The organism is Bradyrhizobium sp. KZN70725, assembly GCF_055264925.1.
In genome coordinates this window covers 134608-151961 of the sequence record NZ_JBUYWT010000011.1, presented here as the reverse complement: position 1 = coordinate 151961, position 17354 = coordinate 134608, and the positions used below count along the sequence as shown (strand labels likewise).

At 64.3% G+C, this 17354-nt stretch carries 17 protein-coding genes; 16 read left to right on the top strand and 1 reads right to left on the bottom strand.

Translation table 11 applies throughout. The features are described 5' to 3' along the window. The first annotated feature begins 3 nt into the window (after window positions 1–3). The 16 genes from ACZBJS_RS13510 (at window position 4) to ACZBJS_RS13435 (ending at window position 15363) form a co-directional block, all read left to right on the top strand. The gene (locus tag ACZBJS_RS13510; RefSeq protein WP_028333423.1) at window positions 4–1041 is read left to right on the top strand and encodes a branched-chain amino acid ABC transporter permease; all 1038 of its coding nucleotides are present in this window, start codon (window positions 4–6) and stop codon (window positions 1039–1041) included. Beyond that, the gene (locus ACZBJS_RS13505) at window positions 1038–1796 is read left to right on the top strand and encodes an ABC transporter ATP-binding protein (protein ID WP_076826880.1); all 759 of its coding nucleotides are present in this window, start codon (window positions 1038–1040) and stop codon (window positions 1794–1796) included. Before ACZBJS_RS13510 ends, ACZBJS_RS13505 begins: the two co-directional genes overlap by 4 nt. Further along, window positions 1796–2488 carry an ABC transporter ATP-binding protein gene (locus ACZBJS_RS13500; protein WP_050387518.1) on the top strand — a complete coding sequence of 231 codons (693 nt, stop codon included), beginning with the start codon at window positions 1796–1798 and terminating at the stop codon, window positions 2486–2488. The genes ACZBJS_RS13505 and ACZBJS_RS13500 overlap by 1 nt, the downstream gene beginning before the upstream one ends. Beyond that, window positions 2488–3882 (top strand): MmgE/PrpD family protein, encoded by a 1395-nt coding sequence (locus tag ACZBJS_RS13495; protein WP_076826882.1) that lies wholly within the window; start codon window positions 2488–2490, stop codon window positions 3880–3882. The genes ACZBJS_RS13500 and ACZBJS_RS13495 overlap by 1 nt, the downstream gene beginning before the upstream one ends. Further along, window positions 3879–4688, top strand: coding sequence for an SDR family NAD(P)-dependent oxidoreductase (locus tag ACZBJS_RS13490; protein WP_057017379.1), 810 nt, complete (start codon window positions 3879–3881; stop codon window positions 4686–4688). Before ACZBJS_RS13495 ends, ACZBJS_RS13490 begins: the two co-directional genes overlap by 4 nt. Before the next feature lie 79 nt (window positions 4689–4767). After that, window positions 4768–5931: a CaiB/BaiF CoA transferase family protein gene (locus ACZBJS_RS13485; protein ID WP_316393890.1), complete on the top strand. Its 1164-nt coding sequence runs from the start codon at window positions 4768–4770 to the stop codon at window positions 5929–5931. Next, window positions 5921–6715, top strand: coding sequence for an enoyl-CoA hydratase/isomerase family protein (locus ACZBJS_RS13480; protein ID WP_316393891.1), 795 nt, complete (start codon window positions 5921–5923; stop codon window positions 6713–6715). Before ACZBJS_RS13485 ends, ACZBJS_RS13480 begins: the two co-directional genes overlap by 11 nt. Window positions 6716–6728: 13 nt before the next feature. Next, window positions 6729–7664 (top strand): hydroxymethylglutaryl-CoA lyase, encoded by a 936-nt coding sequence (locus ACZBJS_RS13475; protein WP_057017382.1) that lies wholly within the window; start codon window positions 6729–6731, stop codon window positions 7662–7664. Between the two features lie 11 nt (window positions 7665–7675). Then, a complete protein-coding gene (locus ACZBJS_RS13470; protein ID WP_410469682.1) occupies window positions 7676–8878 on the top strand; it encodes an acyl-CoA dehydrogenase family protein in 1203 nt (400 codons plus the stop codon). A gap of 11 nt (window positions 8879–8889) precedes the next feature. After that, window positions 8890–10263: an MmgE/PrpD family protein gene (locus ACZBJS_RS13465; protein ID WP_316393894.1), complete on the top strand. Its 1374-nt coding sequence runs from the start codon at window positions 8890–8892 to the stop codon at window positions 10261–10263. An 8-nt stretch (window positions 10264–10271) separates the two neighbouring features. Continuing rightward, window positions 10272–11084 carry an aspartate/glutamate racemase family protein gene (locus ACZBJS_RS13460; protein WP_463438793.1) on the top strand — a complete coding sequence of 271 codons (813 nt, stop codon included), beginning with the start codon at window positions 10272–10274 and terminating at the stop codon, window positions 11082–11084. Then, complete coding sequence (locus ACZBJS_RS13455) at window positions 11081–11968, top strand: MBL fold metallo-hydrolase (protein ID WP_253589172.1); 888 nt, start codon at window positions 11081–11083, stop codon at window positions 11966–11968. Before ACZBJS_RS13460 ends, ACZBJS_RS13455 begins: the two co-directional genes overlap by 4 nt. A 219-nt stretch (window positions 11969–12187) precedes the next feature. Next, window positions 12188–13195: a LacI family DNA-binding transcriptional regulator gene (locus tag ACZBJS_RS13450; protein ID WP_233475241.1), complete on the top strand. Its 1008-nt coding sequence runs from the start codon at window positions 12188–12190 to the stop codon at window positions 13193–13195. After that, the gene (locus ACZBJS_RS13445; protein WP_244558771.1) at window positions 13077–14447 is read left to right on the top strand and encodes an NADH:flavin oxidoreductase/NADH oxidase; all 1371 of its coding nucleotides are present in this window, start codon (window positions 13077–13079) and stop codon (window positions 14445–14447) included. The genes ACZBJS_RS13450 and ACZBJS_RS13445 overlap by 119 nt, the downstream gene beginning before the upstream one ends. Before the next feature lie 422 nt (window positions 14448–14869). Next, complete coding sequence (locus tag ACZBJS_RS13440) at window positions 14870–15088, top strand: hypothetical protein (protein WP_076826890.1); 219 nt, start codon at window positions 14870–14872, stop codon at window positions 15086–15088. Then, window positions 15085–15363, top strand: coding sequence for a hypothetical protein (locus tag ACZBJS_RS13435; RefSeq protein WP_316393900.1), 279 nt, complete (start codon window positions 15085–15087; stop codon window positions 15361–15363). Before ACZBJS_RS13440 ends, ACZBJS_RS13435 begins: the two co-directional genes overlap by 4 nt. Before the next feature lie 13 nt (window positions 15364–15376). On the opposite strand, the gene asnB is transcribed toward ACZBJS_RS13435, so the two are convergent. After that, entirely contained in the window at window positions 15377–17317 is a 1941-nt protein-coding gene (asnB, locus tag ACZBJS_RS13430; RefSeq protein WP_316393901.1) for an asparagine synthase (glutamine-hydrolyzing), read from the bottom strand. Window positions 17318–17354 lie beyond the last annotated feature (37 nt).

The following is a 17354-nucleotide window of genomic DNA, read 5'->3' as shown; positions in this document are numbered from 1 at the left end:
CACATGACAGCCCGCACCCTTTCCAAGCGCGGCGACCTGGCCGAGGCAGCAAGCGTCGTGGTCATCGCGGCCGCTTTCGTAGTTCCCTGGCTCAGCCAGAACCCGATGGTCTATTCACTGGCCAACCAGATGCTGATCGCGATTACGGCCGCGTTCAGCGTCTACATCATGCTGCGCATGAATCTGATGACCTTCGCGGTGCCGACCTTCATGGCGATCGGCGGTTACACCGTCGCGATCCTGGGGCTTCGTCACGGCGTGACCGATGTGCTGCTGCTGGGGCTTGCGAGCTTCGTGGTGCCGGCGCTGTTTGCGCTGCCGCTCGGCGCGCTGGTGCTCCGTCTGACCGGCGTCTATTTCGTGCTGGTCACGTTCGTCCTCACCGAGATCACGCAACTGTTGCTGTTTGAAACGCCGGGGTGGACCGGCGGGTCCAATGGACTGGTCGGCATGCCGGCCGTGACGCTGTTCGGGCTGGAGCTCGCCGACAACCGCGCGGTGCTGCAGGTCACGATCGGGCTGGCGCTCGCCGGCGCTATCGTCACCGCTGCGGTGACCCGCACGCTGCGCCAGCATTTCGCGGCGATCGAGGAGAACGAACTGCTCGCCCAGAGTCTTGGTCTCGTCGTCTGGCACTACAAGGCGTTCGGCTTCGCCATCGCCGCGGGCGTATCCGGGCTCGCCGGCTTCGCCCTCGTCAACATGCTGCTCACGGCCCATCCGACCTCGTTCAGCGCGCTGTCATCGGTCAACTACATTGCCTATGCGATCATCGGTGGGAAGAGCAGCATGCTTGGCCCGGTTGTCGGTGGCGCCCTGCTGATCTGGGCAGGAGACGTCTTCGCATTGCGCGGGGAGTATTCCCAGTTCCTGTTCGGCTTCCTGATCGTGGTGGTGGTGCTGGTCGCGCGCGAGGGCGTCGTCGGGACGATCCATCGCCTCGGCGTCCGCGTGTTTTCGCCACCGTCGCCGTCGCGGTCTTCCACCGTCGCCTCGTCGCCGACGCTGAGTGTGCCCAATGCGATGGAGCCCCTGCAATGACGGCTGAACGCACCGGACGGACCGACGGCGGCGCGCTGCTCGAGGTCGCAGCCATCTCCAAGCGTTTCGGCGGGCTGCATGTCTTCGACAATGTCAGCTTCGCCATCCCGCCAGGCGACGTCCTTGGCGTCATAGGGCCGAACGGCGCCGGCAAGACCACGCTCATCAACGTCATTTGCGGCATGCTGCCGCCGACCATCGGCCGGGTGCGGCTCGACGGCAAGGATATGACCGGCAAGCCGCTGCATGCCGTCAGTCGCATGGGAATTATCCGCAGCTTCCAACAGACCAACACCTTCCGTACGGCATCGGTCCGCGAGAACATTTCGAGGGCCCTTCGCTTCAGCGGCAGTGGGCCCGGATGGGACAGCGTCGCGCCGCTGATCGACGAGTTCGAGCTCGAACCGCAGCTCGACGAGCAGAGCGACAAGCTGCCGTACGGGCTCCAGAAGATGCTGGGCCTTATTCTGGCTTGCGCCGCCCGGCCGAAAGTCCTCCTGCTCGACGAGCCGGCGGCCGGTCTCGAGCGGCGGGAGCGCCTGCGGGTCGATGCTTTCGTGCGCCACGTGAGGACGGAGCTCGGTTGCGGGGTCCTGATCGTCGAGCATGACATGGATCTCGTGCGCCGCCTCTGTCCAAGAATACTGGTGCTCGATTCCGGTCGTGTCCTGGCCGAGGGCGCTCCGGCCGACGTCCTGGCACGCAAGGATGTCATTGACGCCTATCTCGGGACAGTGGACGAGGAGGCGGCCTGATGCTGGCGGTGAAAGACCTCGAAGTCCGCTACGGCGGCATCACGGCAATCAGCGGCGTCTCGATCGACGTCGCCGAGGGCGAGACGGTGCTGCTGATCGGCGCCAATGGTGCCGGCAAGTCGAGCCTGATCAACGCCATCATCGGTCTGGTCCAGGCCTCGCATGGCAGCGTGCGCTTCGCGGGCCGTGATCTCAGTGCCGTATCCTGCGATGGGCGCGCGCGGGCCGGAATTGGGTATTCGCCCGAAGGGCGCCGCGTGTTCCCGACCATGTCGGTCGCTGACAACGTCCTGAGCGGCGCCTGCTGGCACGGCGGAGCGAGCCAGCGCCAAGCCTGGGCCTGGCTTTGTGGCATCTTTCCGATCCTGAAGGAGCGCGCCAGCCAGCCGGCCGGACAATTGTCGGGGGGACAACAGCAGATCGTCGCCTTGGCGCGCGCCATGAGTTCGTTTCCCAAGCTGCTGCTGCTGGATGAACCCTTCCTCGGGCTCGCGCCGGTGTGGATCGCGCAGATCAGCGAGGCGATCCGTCATATGCAACAGCGCGGCACGACCATTCTCATGACCGAGCAGATGGCGCGTCCGGCGCTCAAGCTTGCCACACGCGGCTACGTGATGCGCGGTGGCGAGGTCAGGCGGAGCGGCACCGTCGCCGAAATTCGCGACGTTGCGCTTGCCGAGGAGTATTTGTGATGTCCGCTACTTTGAACGCCACTGCGCTGCTCGGGACCTTCGCCGCAACGACGTCGGCGAGCGAACTGTCCCCGGATGTCGCCACGAAGGCAGCCATTTGCCTGCTGGACTCGCTGGGGCTCGCGCTCGCGGCGCGACACGAGCCGACGGCCGCGGCCGCGCGCGCGATGTCCGCGGAGGTGCTGCCTGGACCGCGCACCGCGCGCATCTGGGCGAGCGGCAAACATGCCGCGCTGTCCGAGGCGGTTCTCGCCAACGGCATTGCCGTTCACGCCCATTTTCAGGACGACACCGACCACGATTCATGGACGCACCCGGGATCCCTGATTGCGCCGGTCGCGGTGTCGCTTGGTGAAACGCTGGATGCGCCGCTGCGCACCGTATTGACCGCTCTCACGGTCGGCTATTCCACGCTCAAATGGCTTGGTGCGGGTGAAGTCGTTGCCCGCGGCCTGATCGGCAGGGGCGTGCGGACCAGCCCGACCTTCGGCACGATCGGTGCTGCGGCGGCGGCCGCAGCCGCACTTGGGCTCGATCCACCGAGGTCCACCAGCGCGGTTGCAATCGCGGCCTGCACGACCGGCGGCACGCTGGAGCCGGTGCGCTGCGGCTCCGATGAATGGCGCGTACAGAACGGGCGCGCCGCCCAGGGCGGGCTGGTGGCCGCGGAGCTTGCGGCGCGCGGCGTCCAGGGGGCGCCCGATGCGCTGGAAGGACCGAAGGGATTGTTGCGCTCGCTTGCCGGCCTCGATCGCACGCCAGAACAATGGCAGCGAGGCCCCGATGTCGCGACGATGATCGGCATCATGGCAAAGCCGTTCGCAACCCTGGGCGACAACATGTCGGCGGTGCTGGCGGCGCATATGCTTCACCGCGACGGCATCGATCTGTCGCAGGTGAAGCGGATCACCGTGACGATCTGGGAGCCCTATACGCAATATCCGGGAACGTCATTCAAGGGACCGTTCACGCGGACCGTGCAGACCCAGGCCAGCACCGCCTTTGCGGTCGCCGCCATGCTGCGCTACGGCCGCCTCGACTACGAGATGGGCGTCGAGCACCGCCAGGACCGGGAGATCATGGCACTCGTCGGAAAGACGATCGTCGAGCCGGACGCGGTCGGCACCCATCTCGACGCGACCGTCGAGTTGGAGATGGAAAATGGTGCGCGTCTTCGCCGGACCGCGCGCGAGGCGCCCAAGGTTCTGGTGTTCCAGGACGAAGCCCGCGCCACCGAGGTTTTCGATAGCCGCCTGGCCGGCACCGGAATTCCGGCCGGCGAAGGCGCCAGCCTTGCGGCCGAGGTTTTCGCCTCGGCACGTAGTGGCGGATCGATGCCTGTGCGCAGGCTGCTCGACCGCCTGACCCGATCTCAAAGGGATGCGATCAAATGAAACTTGGACTTGAAGGCAAGACTGCGATCGTCACCGGCGGCAGCAAGGGCATTGGTCTCGAGACCGTACGCTTGCTGGCGGAGGAGGGTGTCAAGGTTCTGGTCTGCGCGCGCCGCGAGGACGCGCTGGCCGAATGTCGTTCTGACGTCGAGCGGAGCACCGGCGTCAAGGTCGAAACGCTGTCGCTTGATGTGACGGATCTGAAGCAGATCGAGCGGCTGCCGGCGGTCGCCCGCGACCGTCTCGGCCGCGTCGACATCCTGGTCAACAATGCCGGCACGGGCACCTACAAGCCGTTCCTCGAAGTCACCGACGAGGAACTGCAATACGGCATGGCGATCAATTTCTTCGCTCAGTTCCGTATCTGTCAGCGCATCATCCCGATCATGATCGAGCAGAACGGCGGCGGCATCGTCAACGTGTCGGGCGAAACCGGGATCATGGTGACGATGCCGCCGTTCCTGTCGTCATGCACCGGTCCGGCCAAGTCGGCCGAAATCCGCTTCTCCAAGATTCTCGCCAACGAATTCGGGCCGCACAACATTCGCGTCAACTGCGTCGTTCCCGGTTTCGTCAATACTCCGGAACGTTTTGCAAAATGGGAGCGTGAGCTCGCCAAGCGCAATCTGGGCGAAGAGGAGGCGGAAGCCGAACGCAAGCGCTGGTCGGAAAATAACTCGATGCGCAACACGCGCTGGGGCACGCCGGAGGAACTCGCCAATTTGATCGTCTTCGCGCTGTCCGACCGCGCGAGCTTCGTCAACGGCGCGGTGCTGGTTGCCGACAATGCGCAGGACAAGTCGTGAAAGCGACGCCGCTCGACATGATGAATCGATTGATGACAACAGGAACGTCGGCGGCCCTTGCGGCAGCCGGGAGGATTTGATGGACGTTGACAAGCCGCTCGCTGGTATCACCGTGATTGAACTCGGACACAGCGTGGCCGCCCCCTATGCCGGATTGATTCTGGCCGATCTCGGCGCCCGTGTGATCAAGGTCGAAAATCCCAAGAGCGGCGATTATGCGCGTGGCTGGGGGCCGCCGTTCTGGAACGGAACGGCAAGTGTGTTCCATAGTCTCAATCGCGGCAAGGAAGGCATCACCGTCGATTTCGGCGCAGCGGAGGATTGCGAGAGGCTGAAGTCGCTGATCCTGAACGAGGCCGATGCCGTCATCCAGAATCTGCGGCCCGGCATTCTGGACAAGTTTGGTCTCACCGCGGATGCGCTCAGCGCCGCGAAGCCATCGCTGATCTGGTGCGACATCGGCGCGTTCGGCGCCAAGGGGCCGCTCGCCAGCAAGCCCGGCTACGATCCGCTCGCCCAGGCGAGCACCGGTATCATGAGCGTCACCGGCGAGGGCGGCCGGCCGCCGGTGCGTGTCGGCGTCTCGCTGGTCGACATGGGCTCCGGCATGTGGGCAGTGATCGGCATGCTCGCTGCGTTGGTGGCGCGCAACAAGGGCGGTCAGGGTCGCAGCGTTGCGACCTCGCTTTACGAGACCGGGCTCGCGTGGATGACCGTTCCACTGGCCGGCTATGCGGCGTCAGGTGAGGTGCGCAAGCCCTATGGATCGGGCACCGCGGAAATCGCGCCCTATCAGGCATTCGAGGCGTCCGACGGATGGCTGATGATTGCCGCCGGCAACGACAATCTGTTCCGCAAGCTGTGCGTGGCGTTGAGTCTCGAGGCGCTTGCGCATGATCCTGACTTCGCGACCAACGCGGCAAGGGTCGTCAACCGCGAACGACTGATCCCCCAAATCGCGGCCGCGGTGCGTAAGTATACGGCCGATGCGCTTGGCTTCATTCTCGACGGCGCCGGGGTTCCCAATGCACCGCTGCTGACCACCGATCAGGTTGCGGAGCATCCGCAAACCCGCGCCCTCGACATGATGGTGCGATGTGCTGGCGACGATATCGATCTTGTCGGCGTTCCGCTTGCCTTCGACGGTATGCGACCGCGCGCACGCACCGCTGCGCCGGCGCTCGGCCAGCACAATGCCATTCTTCGAAAGCCTGCGAGCAAGGGAGCCATCAATGCGAACTGATTTCCAGACCATCAAGGTCGAACGGCGTGATGGCGATATCCTGCTGGTGACCTTGCACCGGCCGGAAGCGTCGAATGCGATGAACACCCAGATGGGCCTCGATCTGGTGGAGCTGTTCGAGGGCTTCGCGACCGACATCGAGGGGTTGCGCGCGGTGATCCTGACCGGACACGGCGACAAGGCGTTCTGCGCCGGGGGCGATCTGAAGCAGCGCAACGGCATGACGGACGAGGCCTGGCAGGCGCAGCATCTGGTCTTCGAGCGCATGCTGCGCGCTCTGCTGGGCTGTCCGATTCCCGTGATCGGCGCGATCAATGGTGCGGCCTATGGCGGCGGCTGCGAGATCGCCGCGGCGCTCGACTTCGTCTACGCCTCGACCAATGCGCGCTTCGCGCTGACCGAAGTGACGCTCGGCATCATGCCGGGTGGCGGCGGCACGCAGAATCTGCCGCGCGCCGTCGGCGAGCGCCGCGCCAAGGAATTGATCCTGTCCGGGCAGCCGTTCTCGGCTGCCGAGGCCGAGCAGTGGGGGCTGGTCAATCGGGTGCTGCCGCCAGGGGAGTTGCTGGAGGCGACCTTCGCCATCGCCCATCGCATCGCTGCCAATGGCCCGATCTCGGTGCGCCAGGCCAAGCAGGCGATCCATCGCGGTTTGCAGATGTCGCTCGCCGATGGCCTCGCCTTCGAGATCGAGGCCTACAACCGTCTGGTCCCGACCGCGGACCGGCGCGAAGGGGTGCTGGCGTTCAATGAGCGCCGCAAACCCAACTTTCAAGGCAAGTAGGAGGAGGCGCGAAATGCGTGAGAAAGCTCATGTTCGCGAGGTCGGACCCCGCGACGGCATTCAGATGGTCAAAACCATCCTGCCGAGCGCGCGCAAGCTGGCCTGGTGCCGTGGCGCGGTGGAGGCCGGAATCCGCGAGATCGAGGTGACCTCATTCGTACCGGCCAAGGTGATCCCGCAATTTGCCGACGCGGAGGAGGTGGCCCGCGGCGCGCTGACAATGCCGGGCTTGCGGCCCTCGGTTCTGGTTCCGAATCTGAAGGGGGCCGAGCGCGCCTTCGCGCTCGGTGTGCCAATCGTCAACTACGTGCTGTCGGCGAGCGAGGAGCACAACCAGGCCAATGTTCGCCGCAGCACAGAAGAGTCGCTGCAGGACTTCGCGCGCATCGCCGCGGAGCGCGATCAGCGCCCCGGAGCACGAATCGGACTTGGTGCGGGCATCGCGACCGCGTTCGGCTGCACCATCTCGGGGACGGTATCGGAGGCACGAGTGGTCGAGATCGCGGTGCGACTCGCCGGGATGGGCGCCGACGAGATCATCGTCGCCGATACGGTCGGCTATGGCGATCCGGGTCAGGTCCGCCGCCTGATGGGCGCGGTGATCGCCGCGGTGCGCCCACTGCCGGTCGCCTGCCACTTCCACGACACGCGCGGTCTCGGTCTCGCCAATGTGACGGCGGCACTGGATGCGGGTGTACGCGCCTTCGACGCATCCCTCGCCGGACTCGGCGGCTGTCCGTTCGCACCCGGCGCCACCGGCAACATCGACACCGAGGATACCGTCTTCCTGCTCGAGCAACTCGGTTTCGATACCGGCGCCGATGTCGAGCGGCTGGTCGCCTTGCGACGCGAGGTCGAGAGCTGGCTGCCCGGCGAACGGTTCTCCGGCGCGATCGCCCGCGCCGGCCTGCCCAAAACGTTCCGCGTGTCGGCCAGCGCCGCCGCCTGAAAGGATATGACATGAACTATCACGACGCCGCCCAAACCGCCGACATGGAGGTCACCGTCACGTTGGGCGAGGATTTCTCCGACCTGCGCAACACGGTGCGGCAGATCTGCAAGGGCTTTCCGGGCGAATACTGGCGCAAGCTCGACGATCAAAGCGCCTATCCGACCGAATTCGTCGCGGCGTTGACGGAGGCGGGATTCCTCGGCGCGCTGATCCCGGAGGAATATGGCGGTTCGGGCCTGCCGCTGCGTGCGGCGGCAGCGATCCTCGAAGAGATCAATGCGAACGGCTGCAGCGCCAGTCCCGCGCATGCCCAGATGTACATCATGGGTACGTTGCTTCGTCACGGCAACGAGACCCAGAAGCGGACCTACCTGCCGGAAATCGCGGCGGGACGGCTGCGGCTGCAGGCCTTTGGCGTAACCGAGCCCAATACCGGCTCCGATACCACCCAGCTCAAGACCCGCGCCGAGCGTCAGGGGGACGTCTATGTCGTCAACGGCCAGAAGGTCTGGACGTCGCGGGCGCTGCACTCCGACCTGATGCTGCTGCTGGCGCGCACCAGTCCGGTCGATCAGGTGAAGCGGCGCACCGACGGACTTTCGGTGTTCCTGGTCGACTTGCGTGAGGCCAAGGGCAACGGCGTCGAAATCCGCCCGATCAAGGCGATGGTCAATCACAATACGACAGAGGTGTTCATCGAGAACCTGAAAGTGCCGGTCGCCAATCTCATCGGGGAGGAAGGCAAGGGCTTTCGCTACATCCTCGACGGCATGAACGCCGAACGAATCCTGGTCGCCTCCGAATGTGTGGGCGACGGACGCTGGCTTCTCGGCAAGGGCGTCGCTTATGCCAATGAGCGGCGCGTCTTCGGACGATCGATCGGCCAGAATCAAGGCATCCAGTTTCCGCTGGCGCGCGCCTACGCCGAACTCGAAGCCGCCGACATGATGTGCCGCCGCGCCGCCGCGCTGTTCCAGGCCGGGCAGCCCTGCGGAGCAGACGCCAACATCGCCAAGCTGCTGGCGTCGGAGGCCACCTGGAAGGCTGCCGATACGACATTCCAGACCCATGGCGGCTTCGCCTTTGCGCAGGAATACGACGTCGAGCGCAAGTGGCGTGAGGTCCGTCTTTACCAGACAGCCCCGATCTCGACCAACATGGTGCTGGCCTTTGTGGCGCAGCACGTGCTCGGTCTTCCGCGTTCCTACTGAGGAGACGACCCATGCTGGATATCACGCGTCAGACGGCCAATTTTGTAGCCGGCCTCAAGCTGTCCGATCTGTCCGGCCGCTGCCGCGAGGCGGCGCGGACCGGCATCATCGACTGCGTCGGCGTCATGATCGCTGGCGCCGCCGAGCAGCCGGTGCGGATCGTGTCGGCGATGGTGGCCGCGTCCACGCAGAACGACGGCGCGCTCGAGGTTCCGTCGGGCCGCAATCTCGCGGCGCCGGATGCTGCGCTCGTCAACGGCGTCGCGGCGCATGTGCTCGACTATGACGACGTGGCGCTGGCCGGACATCCGAGCACGGTGCTGGTGCCGGCCATCCTGGCCGAAGGCTGGTCGCTCGACTCCAGCGGTGCCGACGCGCTCGCCGCCTATGCCGCGGGCTACGAAGTCTGGGCGCAGGTCATTGCGCTGGAGCCCGGTCACCTCCATGAGCGCGGCTTTCACCCGACGGCCGTGATGGGCGCGCTCGCCACCGCGGCCGCCTGTGCGCGGCTGCGCAATCTCGACTCCACGAAGACCGCGCATGCCATCGCGATCGCCGCCTCGCTCGCCTCCGGACTAGTCGCCAATTTCGGCACCATGACCAAATCGCTGCATGCCGGCCGCACCGCTCAATCCGGCGTGCTTGCCGCGCGCCTCGCCGATCAGGGATTTACCGCATCGCTGGACGTGCTCGAGCACCAAACCGGCTTCCTGCGCGCCCATTCGCCATCGGGCACGCCGGATATCGAAAACGGGACGATCGATATAGGCCGCAACTGGCGGCTGGCCGATCTCGGCATCAATGTGAAGCGCTATCCGACCTGCTATGCGACCCATCGTTCGATCGACGCGATGATTGGCCTGGTGAATGCGCACAAGCTCAAACCCGACGACGTGAAGGAAATTCGGGTCCACACCGGCGTCACCCAAAGGCTGATGTTGCGCAACACCAATCCGCAGACCGGTCTCGAGGCCAAGTTCAGCATGGAATTCGCGATGACCGCCGCGCTGATCGCCGGCCGTGTCGGGCTGTCCGAGCTCACCGATGAGTTCGTCTCGCGGCCCGACGTCGGCGCTACCTTCGCCAAGGTCCGCTGCACGACGACGGACGAGATCATGCCGGGCGACCAGCCGTTCGCGCCGGCCGACCGCGTCAGCGTCGTGTTGACGTCGGGCGAAGTGCTTGAGCACGCGCCGGTGGTTCATGCCAAGGGCAGCTGGCAGCGCCCGCTTTTGCGCGACGAACTGCAGGATAAGTTCATGGACTGCGCGACCCGGGTGTTCAAGCAAGGCCAGGCCGCAGCACTGTTCGAGCAGCTCTGGAATATCGAGGACCTCGGGTCGATCCGTTCGCTGCGCCTGACCAACGATCGGGGCGACGCATGAGCGCGGCAATGCCTGGGAAGAGATCGACGCCGCGGATCTGGCACCAGTCGGTCAACGAGCTCGATCATCTCGAAGTCTACAAGCGCGCGCTCGAGGCCCATGCGGCGGAAATCCTTGGCGACGACGCCGAGGTCGTCGTCCACGGGCTTCCGTCCGGATCATACGCCGGCGCTTCGGCCACTGCGGTGCTCGGCAATGCATTCGCCTATCACCGCATTCTCAGCCGGGTGATCGACAATGCGATCGCGGCCGAGCGGCAGGGTTATGATGCCTTCGTGATCGGCTCGTTCAGCGAGCCGTTTCTGCGCGAGATCCGCTCCGCGGTGGATATTCCCGTCGCCTCGCTGACCGAGAGTGGTCTTCTGGTCGGCTGCTCGCTCGGCAGCTATGTGGCATTGATCTCCAATGCGCCGGCGGTGCAGTGGATGACGAAGGTGGCGGTCGACAAGCACAAGCTCGCCGCGCGTGTGCTGGAGGTCGCGGCGATGGATCCGCCGCTCGACGAGCCGCAGCTGGCGCGTGCTTACGCCGACCCGGCTCCGGTCATCGCAAATTTCACCGCCGCGGCCGAGCGCCTGGTGGCGCGCGGCGCTGACGTCATCATTCCGGCGGAAGGCGTGCTGGCGGAACTCTTGGTTCGTCACGGCGTCCACCGCATCGCCGGTGCTCCTGTGATGGACGTGTTTGCCGTCACCTGGGCCTACGCGCTGATGCAGATCAGGCTCTGGTCGAAGGCGCAACTTGGCGTGGGCCGGAGCTGGCACCACAGGCGCGACGATGCAGCGATCGTTGCAAGAATTTGGCAAGGGGACGCACAATGAGCACTTCACCCTCAACGCAAGTCGCGGGAGTCTATCACCGCAGGCTTGGCGACGCGCTGGTCACCGGCCTCAGCGACGGTTACGTCGACATGGGATACACGATCTTTCGCAATATCCCCGAGGAGGAAACCAAGGCCATTCTGGCGCGCGATCATCGCACCTCGCCGCCGCGCATCTCGGTCAACGCCTTTGCCGTGCGCATGGACAACCGGACCTACCTGATCGACTGCGGATCAGCGGATCTGATGGGGCCGACCTGCGGTCGCCTGCCGGCAAATCTCGCTGCCGCCGGCATCGATCCGGCCTCGGTCGACGCGGTGCTGCTGACCCATGTCCATCCCGACCATTCCAACGGGCTGACAGATGCCGCAACCGGAACGCGGCTGTTTCCCAATGCGGAAGTCATCGTCCATGAGAACGAGATCAATCACTGGTTCAACGACGAGGCGATGGCCAAGGCGGCCGAGCGGCCCCGGCGCCGCTATTTCGAGGCCGGCCGCACCCAGCTGAAGCCCTATATGGCTGCCGATCGCGTCAAGACATTCCGGAAGGGCGAGGTGCTCCCGGGCGTCACGGCGATCCCGATCCACGGTCATACCCCCGGCCACGCCGCCTATGTCGTATCGCGCGGCCGCGAATCAATGGTGGTTTGGGGAGACACGGTCCATGTGCCGGAGATCCAGGTTGCACGTCCGGAAGTGACAATGGAATTCGACACCGACCCCGAGGCCGCCGCGGCCGCTCGTCAGATGATGTTCGACATGGTGGTCACTGACGACATGCTGGTCGGCGGCATGCATCTGCATTTCCCCGGGTTCGGACATTTGCGGCGCGAGGCAGGCCGATACAGCCTGGTGGCGGAGCAGTGGGCGTTCGAAGTATGAGCCGCAATATCGTCGAAGCCGACGCCATCTGATCGTTCCGGAACAAGGACGGGAGGCCAGGCCGTTTGGATCACGGTGGAGAAATGCACAAATCATTTGCCTTCGGCCGGCGGATAGCACCTGCGGCCGAATTGGCTTCCGCGTATTGTGCAGGGGATTGAGGTCTCAGCCCCGGTGATGGTGATGGCAGAACAGCAAACGGCAGGTCGCGGAAGCAAATTGACGATCCGCGACGTGGCGACCGCAGCGGGCGTTTCGACCGGCACGGTGTCGCGGGTGCTCAATGCCAATGCCACCGTCCATCCCGACATCCGCCGGAAGGTCCAGCGCGCAATCGATGATCTGGGCTATACGCCGAACGCGGTGGCGCAGAGCATGCGCATCCGGTCGACCCACACGATCGGCTGCATCTTGCGTGAGATCAACATTCCGCAACTGGCGGGCTTCGTCAAAGCCGCGCACGACGTGCTGGACGAGGTCGGCTTCTCGCTGCTCATATCCAACTCGGAAGGCCGCAAGGAGCGTGAGCGAGAGCTGCTCAGCCGGCTGTCGCGGCGGCAGGCCGACGGCGTGATGATGGGGCCGTACACGCCGATCGCCGGTGAGTTCGAGGCCTTCCTGCGCGATCTCGATATTCCGATCGTGCTGATCGATCGTGATCAGCCGGATTGGACTGATGCCGTTATGGCCGATCACGCCGAAGGGATGCGCGTCGCGGTCAGTCATTTGCTCGATCTTGGTCATCGGCGCGTGGCGCTGATCACCGGCGACGCCGGGCTCTATCCGGCGCGCGAACGCGTTCGCGGCTATCAGGAGGCTTTTGCCGCGCGAAATCTCGAGCCCGATCCCTCGCTCGTTCACGCCGGGAGCTTCCTGCCCGGCGCTGGATTTCGTATCACCTCGGCATTGCTCGGCCAGCGCAACCCTCCGACCGCGATCATTTCCGGCGGCATCGACATGCTGTCTGGCGTGCTGCGCGCGGTGCGCGGGCGAGGCCTGCGGATACCTGAGGACGTGTCGCTGATCGCGTCAGGCCATTCCGAGCTCGCCGAGCTCGTCTCGCCGGCCGTCGCCATCATCGGCTGGGATCAGGCGGAGGTCGGCCGGATTGCGGCTGGCATGCTGCTCGATCGCATCCGAAACGACGGTCCGCACGAGCCGCGGCGCGTGCTCGTGCCCAACGAGTTCATCCCGCGCGCGTCGCTGGGGCCCCCAAGACGTACCTGAAGACTTGCCGTCCATGGCACGAACGGACGGCCATAGCATGCAAGGAGACAGTTCCATGAGTGGTGAAATGATCAACGGCAAAGAAGACGAGCGGCCGATGCTGTTCAAGCCACTCACGATTCGAGGCCTTACGCTGAAGAACCGCCTCGTCGTGCCGCCGATGGTCCATTACAGCTGCGAACCGGGAAATACCTGCGGAGCGTTTCATCTCGTACACCTTGGTCGCTATGCCCTCGGTGGATTTGGGCTCGTCTTCGTCGAAGTGACGGCGGTGGAGGAAGTCGGACTCACCAACGAAAACGATCTCGGCATCTGGAATGACGAGCAGGCCGAGAGCTTCAAGCCGCTGGTCGCCTTCATGAAGCGTCAGGGGACGGCGATCGGCATTCAGATCGGCCATGGCGGCCGCAAGTCGTCGGCACAGTCCGCCATGCAAGGCATGGGGCCGCTGACCGAAGAGAATCTGAAAGCCGGCGCCAGGATCTGGCAACCGGTAGGCCCGACCGCCGAACCGGTCGCCAAGGGCTGGCTGACACCACGGCAATTGACCACCGCCGAGTGCAAGGCCATGGTCGGCACCTGGGCAGCCGCTGCAAGGCGGGCGGTTGCCGCCGGGTTCGACACCATCGAGATCCACACCGCGCACGGCTATCTGCTGGCCTCGTTCCTGTCGCCGGTCTCCAACACACGTAATGACGAGTATGGCGGCGACCGCGCCGGGCGCATGCGTCTGCCGCTCGAGATCGTCGAGGCGGTGCGCCGCGAAATGCCGGCGGACATGCCGCTGTTCGTGCGCGTCTCGTCCGTCGACGGCACTGTCGAGGGCTGGAACATGGATGATACGGTCGCCTTCGCGCGCGAGCTGAAGGCGCGCGGCGTCGACGTCGTCGACTGTTCCTCCGGCGGAATCTCCGGCGCGGCTACGGCAGCGCAAGTGCCGCGCAGCCTCGGCTTCCAGGTTCCTTTCGCCGAGCGCGTGCGCAAGGAGGCGGATGTCACCACCATGGCCGTCGGCATCATTCTCGAGGCGCAGCAGGCCGAGGCCATCCTTCAGAAAGGCCAAGCCGACCTCATTGCCGTCGGGCGGCAATCGCAGTTCAATCCCAACATCGCCCACCACTGGGCGCACGATCTCGGCATCAACAGCCGTTTCGAAGATTGGTCGCCCGAGTTCGGCTGGTGGCTCGAGAAGCGGATCAAGACTCTCCAGGGCTTTGCCACGCCGACGGGTGTCGTTACGCGTCACTCCTGACCGGCGTCACACACATCGCTCGCAGCCGGTGAACGGAACGCCGTCCACGGCATCGCTGCTATCTTTGAGGATCCGCGGTGCCGCGCGACGGGTATCGCAGCGCGGGTCCAGCAGCGCGTTTCAGGTTCGCTGCTGAACCTGCGCCGAGTAGATATCGGCGAAGCGGTCGCACAACAGGTTCTTCTGCACCCTCCCCATCGTGTTGCGTGGAAGTAACTCGACAATGACAATCGAACCGGCTCCTTCGCTTTCAGCCGGATTCCGACAAGCGGCGGAATCATTTCGTGGAAGGTCCGGGTTTTTACGGACTGAGCGTTAACGCTGCCGCACGAGCACAAAGGTGGGGGTCTTGTCAGGAAGCGATTTGGCCATTTTAATCGAGAGATTGCAGTACGTTATTCTTATTGTAGAGCGCATTTCCGATGAAAGCCATCGAGCAGATTGTTGCCGGCTACGTTTCGTTGAAGGATCGCCAAGCCCTGGAAAAGCTGAGGCACCATCGACAGCAATTGCTGGATGATGTTCAGATGCACACCATTCCAGGGTTCAAGCCGTCGATCGTGAGCGATATCCTCCGCGAGGAGATCGAGGTCATCGAAGGCGCGCTAGCGCGCGTAGATGAGGATCGATCATTGCCATGAGCAGAACCTTCGACGAGATCGAGACACTGAAACCAATGGCCTGCAGTGCCATCACCGATCCCAATCTGAGGATGATATACGAAGCTATCCGCGGCGCGCTCGAGGCCGACGATGAATTCGAGGCAAGCGGCAAAGATCCCAAATTCCGAGTCCGATCGACGGCCGAATGGAAGCGGCATGCCCGCGATCTTGAGGCAGAGATGTTGAAGCGAGGGCTCGAGTTCGACGTTATCGATTGGACGAATGGTCAGAGTGAGCGGCGAGGAAGCCGGTGAAGGCACTCGCTGCTCATGCGTAAACGCCGTTGCAATGGCACCAACGGACAAACGTGTAGATGGACCAGACCCGCGACCAGTATATGCCGGGCGCTCCGTCGAGAAAGGCTCGCCAAAGTCGCTCAACCGCGTCGGGATTCAGGCCGGTAGTTGCGATCGCCTGCGGATCGCGCATGGTTCGATCCATGGCGTCCTTCAATCCGCGGCGAATCCACCGGTCAAAGGGCATGACGAAGCCGGTCTTTGGGCGCTCGAAGAGCGCAGGATCGAGACCGCGCAATCCGATCCGCCGAAGCATATCTTTGCGCCCCAAGGGCTGATATCGCACTTGGTCCGACAGGGCGTCGACGCTTTCAAACAATACGTGGTCGACCAGCGGAACGCGCTGCTCGAGCGAACTGGCCATGCTTGCTGCATCATTGTCGCGCAGGAGGCGTTCACCCAAAAAGAGACGTTGTTCCATCACGCTAATAGCGGAAACTGGGGTACGGCCTGCCGTTTCGGCCGTCAGCCGCCGGCGCATCGCGTCGGGAAGGCCTTCCACGAGCGCGCCCGCGAAATCCGGTGCAAGCAATTCACCCTGAAATCCAGGCAGGAAGAGCGCGTAGGCCATCTGGTATAACGCCAGCAGATCCTCGCTACGATCGACCATATCCGGAAGCTTCGCCCAGCGCGTTTGAGGCGGCACGGGATGCGAGGATCGTCGCAGGGGCCAAGTCAACAAAGCTGCAGCCCTGGCCTGCCATTTTCTGGGCAATGCGCGGCCCCGATGACACCACTGCTGCAAGATCGGAAGATCGCGATACGTCGGATACCCGCCGAACAGTTCGTCACCCCCGGTTCCTGACAGTGCGACGGTAAAGCCTGCTTGGCGAATGGCCCGGGAGATGAAATAGGCGTTCAGTCCATCGAAGGTTGGCTGGTCGAGACTATCGAGGGCGTCGTCCAGACTGTCGACGAACCGCTGCTCGGACAACACCACCTCATGATGCTGAGTGCCGATTGCCGCAGCGGTCTGTCTTGCGAACGGCGCTTCGTTGAACTGCTGGTCCTCGAACGCGAGCGTGAAAGTATGAACCGGGGCGTCAGCGGTCAGTTGCGCGAGATTTGCCATCGCGGAGGAATCGATGCCACCCGACAGGAAAACCGCGAGCGGCACATCACTGGCGAGGTGAAGCTTCATCCCTTCGTCGAGGATCGAGGCAAGCGCCGCTTCGTCCATTGTCGGTTTTGGCGCCTCTCCGGGAATGCGCCAGAAATCGTGCTCGCTTATTTTGCGGCCTGTCCCGTCAAACTCGGCGTAGTGACCCGGCGCAAGAAGTTCAACACCCTGAACGGCGGTGCAGGGGCCGACAACAAACCCGTTCCATACGTTGCTCGCAACCGCCTGCGGATCAAGACGCGGCGTTCCGAGCAAGCCTGAGGCCAGCAATGCACGCAATTCGGATGCAAATATCAGCGACCACGTCGTGTTCGGATTGCTGGACTGCGCGATATAGAGCGGCTTGATGCCGAGCTGGTCGCGCGCAAGGAGAAGTCGTCGCTGTTGCGGATCCCAGCTTGCAAATGCGAACATGCCGCGCAGCCATCCGACTGCCTTTAGGCCATGCAGCCCAAGTGCCCGCAGCATGACGGCGGTGTCGCCGCTGGATCGAAAAGACTGCCCTTCGCTCTCGAGGCGTTTGCGCAGGGCGACATAGTTGTAGATTTCGCCGTTGAACGAAATCACGTGCCCGGTTGTATCGTCCACCATCGGTTGGGCGCCGGCGGACGACAGATCGAGGATCGAGAGGCGGCGGTGATCGAGCATGACACCCCAGCCGCGGGCATCCGGCGTCGAAGCCCACGAGCCATGGCCGTCCGGCCCGCGATGGATCATGGCCTTGCTCATCCGAGCGAGCGCGGCCCGGTTGTTTTCGTCAAGCCGGCCGATGATACCCGAGATACCGCACATTCAATCGTCGCCTTCGCGGCTTGAGCTTGAGCTGGCC

What these genes read in the sequence shown, in the direction of transcription:
- ACZBJS_RS13510 (WP_028333423.1), top strand. Translation starts at nt 4, where the DNA reads ATGACAGCCCGCACCCTTTCCAAGCGCGGCGACCTGGCCGAGGCAGCA.
- ACZBJS_RS13505 (WP_076826880.1), top strand. Translation starts at nt 1,038, where the DNA reads ATGACGGCTGAACGCACCGGACGGACCGACGGCGGCGCGCTGCTCGAG.
- ACZBJS_RS13500 (WP_050387518.1), top strand. Translation starts at nt 1,796, where the DNA reads ATGCTGGCGGTGAAAGACCTCGAAGTCCGCTACGGCGGCATCACGGCA.
- ACZBJS_RS13495 (WP_076826882.1), top strand. Translation starts at nt 2,488, where the DNA reads ATGTCCGCTACTTTGAACGCCACTGCGCTGCTCGGGACCTTCGCCGCA.
- ACZBJS_RS13490 (WP_057017379.1), top strand. Translation starts at nt 3,879, where the DNA reads ATGAAACTTGGACTTGAAGGCAAGACTGCGATCGTCACCGGCGGCAGC.
- ACZBJS_RS13485 (WP_316393890.1), top strand. Translation starts at nt 4,768, where the DNA reads ATGGACGTTGACAAGCCGCTCGCTGGTATCACCGTGATTGAACTCGGA.
- ACZBJS_RS13480 (WP_316393891.1), top strand. Translation starts at nt 5,921, where the DNA reads ATGCGAACTGATTTCCAGACCATCAAGGTCGAACGGCGTGATGGCGAT.
- ACZBJS_RS13475 (WP_057017382.1), top strand. Translation starts at nt 6,729, where the DNA reads ATGCGTGAGAAAGCTCATGTTCGCGAGGTCGGACCCCGCGACGGCATT.
- ACZBJS_RS13470 (WP_410469682.1), top strand. Translation starts at nt 7,676, where the DNA reads ATGAACTATCACGACGCCGCCCAAACCGCCGACATGGAGGTCACCGTC.
- ACZBJS_RS13465 (WP_316393894.1), top strand. Translation starts at nt 8,890, where the DNA reads ATGCTGGATATCACGCGTCAGACGGCCAATTTTGTAGCCGGCCTCAAG.
- ACZBJS_RS13460 (WP_463438793.1), top strand. Translation starts at nt 10,272, where the DNA reads ATGCCTGGGAAGAGATCGACGCCGCGGATCTGGCACCAGTCGGTCAAC.
- ACZBJS_RS13455 (WP_253589172.1), top strand. Translation starts at nt 11,081, where the DNA reads ATGAGCACTTCACCCTCAACGCAAGTCGCGGGAGTCTATCACCGCAGG.
- ACZBJS_RS13440 (WP_076826890.1), top strand. Translation starts at nt 14,870, where the DNA reads ATGAAAGCCATCGAGCAGATTGTTGCCGGCTACGTTTCGTTGAAGGAT.
- ACZBJS_RS13435 (WP_316393900.1), top strand. Translation starts at nt 15,085, where the DNA reads ATGAGCAGAACCTTCGACGAGATCGAGACACTGAAACCAATGGCCTGC.
- asnB (WP_316393901.1), bottom strand. Translation starts at nt 17,317, where the DNA reads ATGTGCGGTATCTCGGGTATCATCGGCCGGCTTGACGAAAACAACCGG.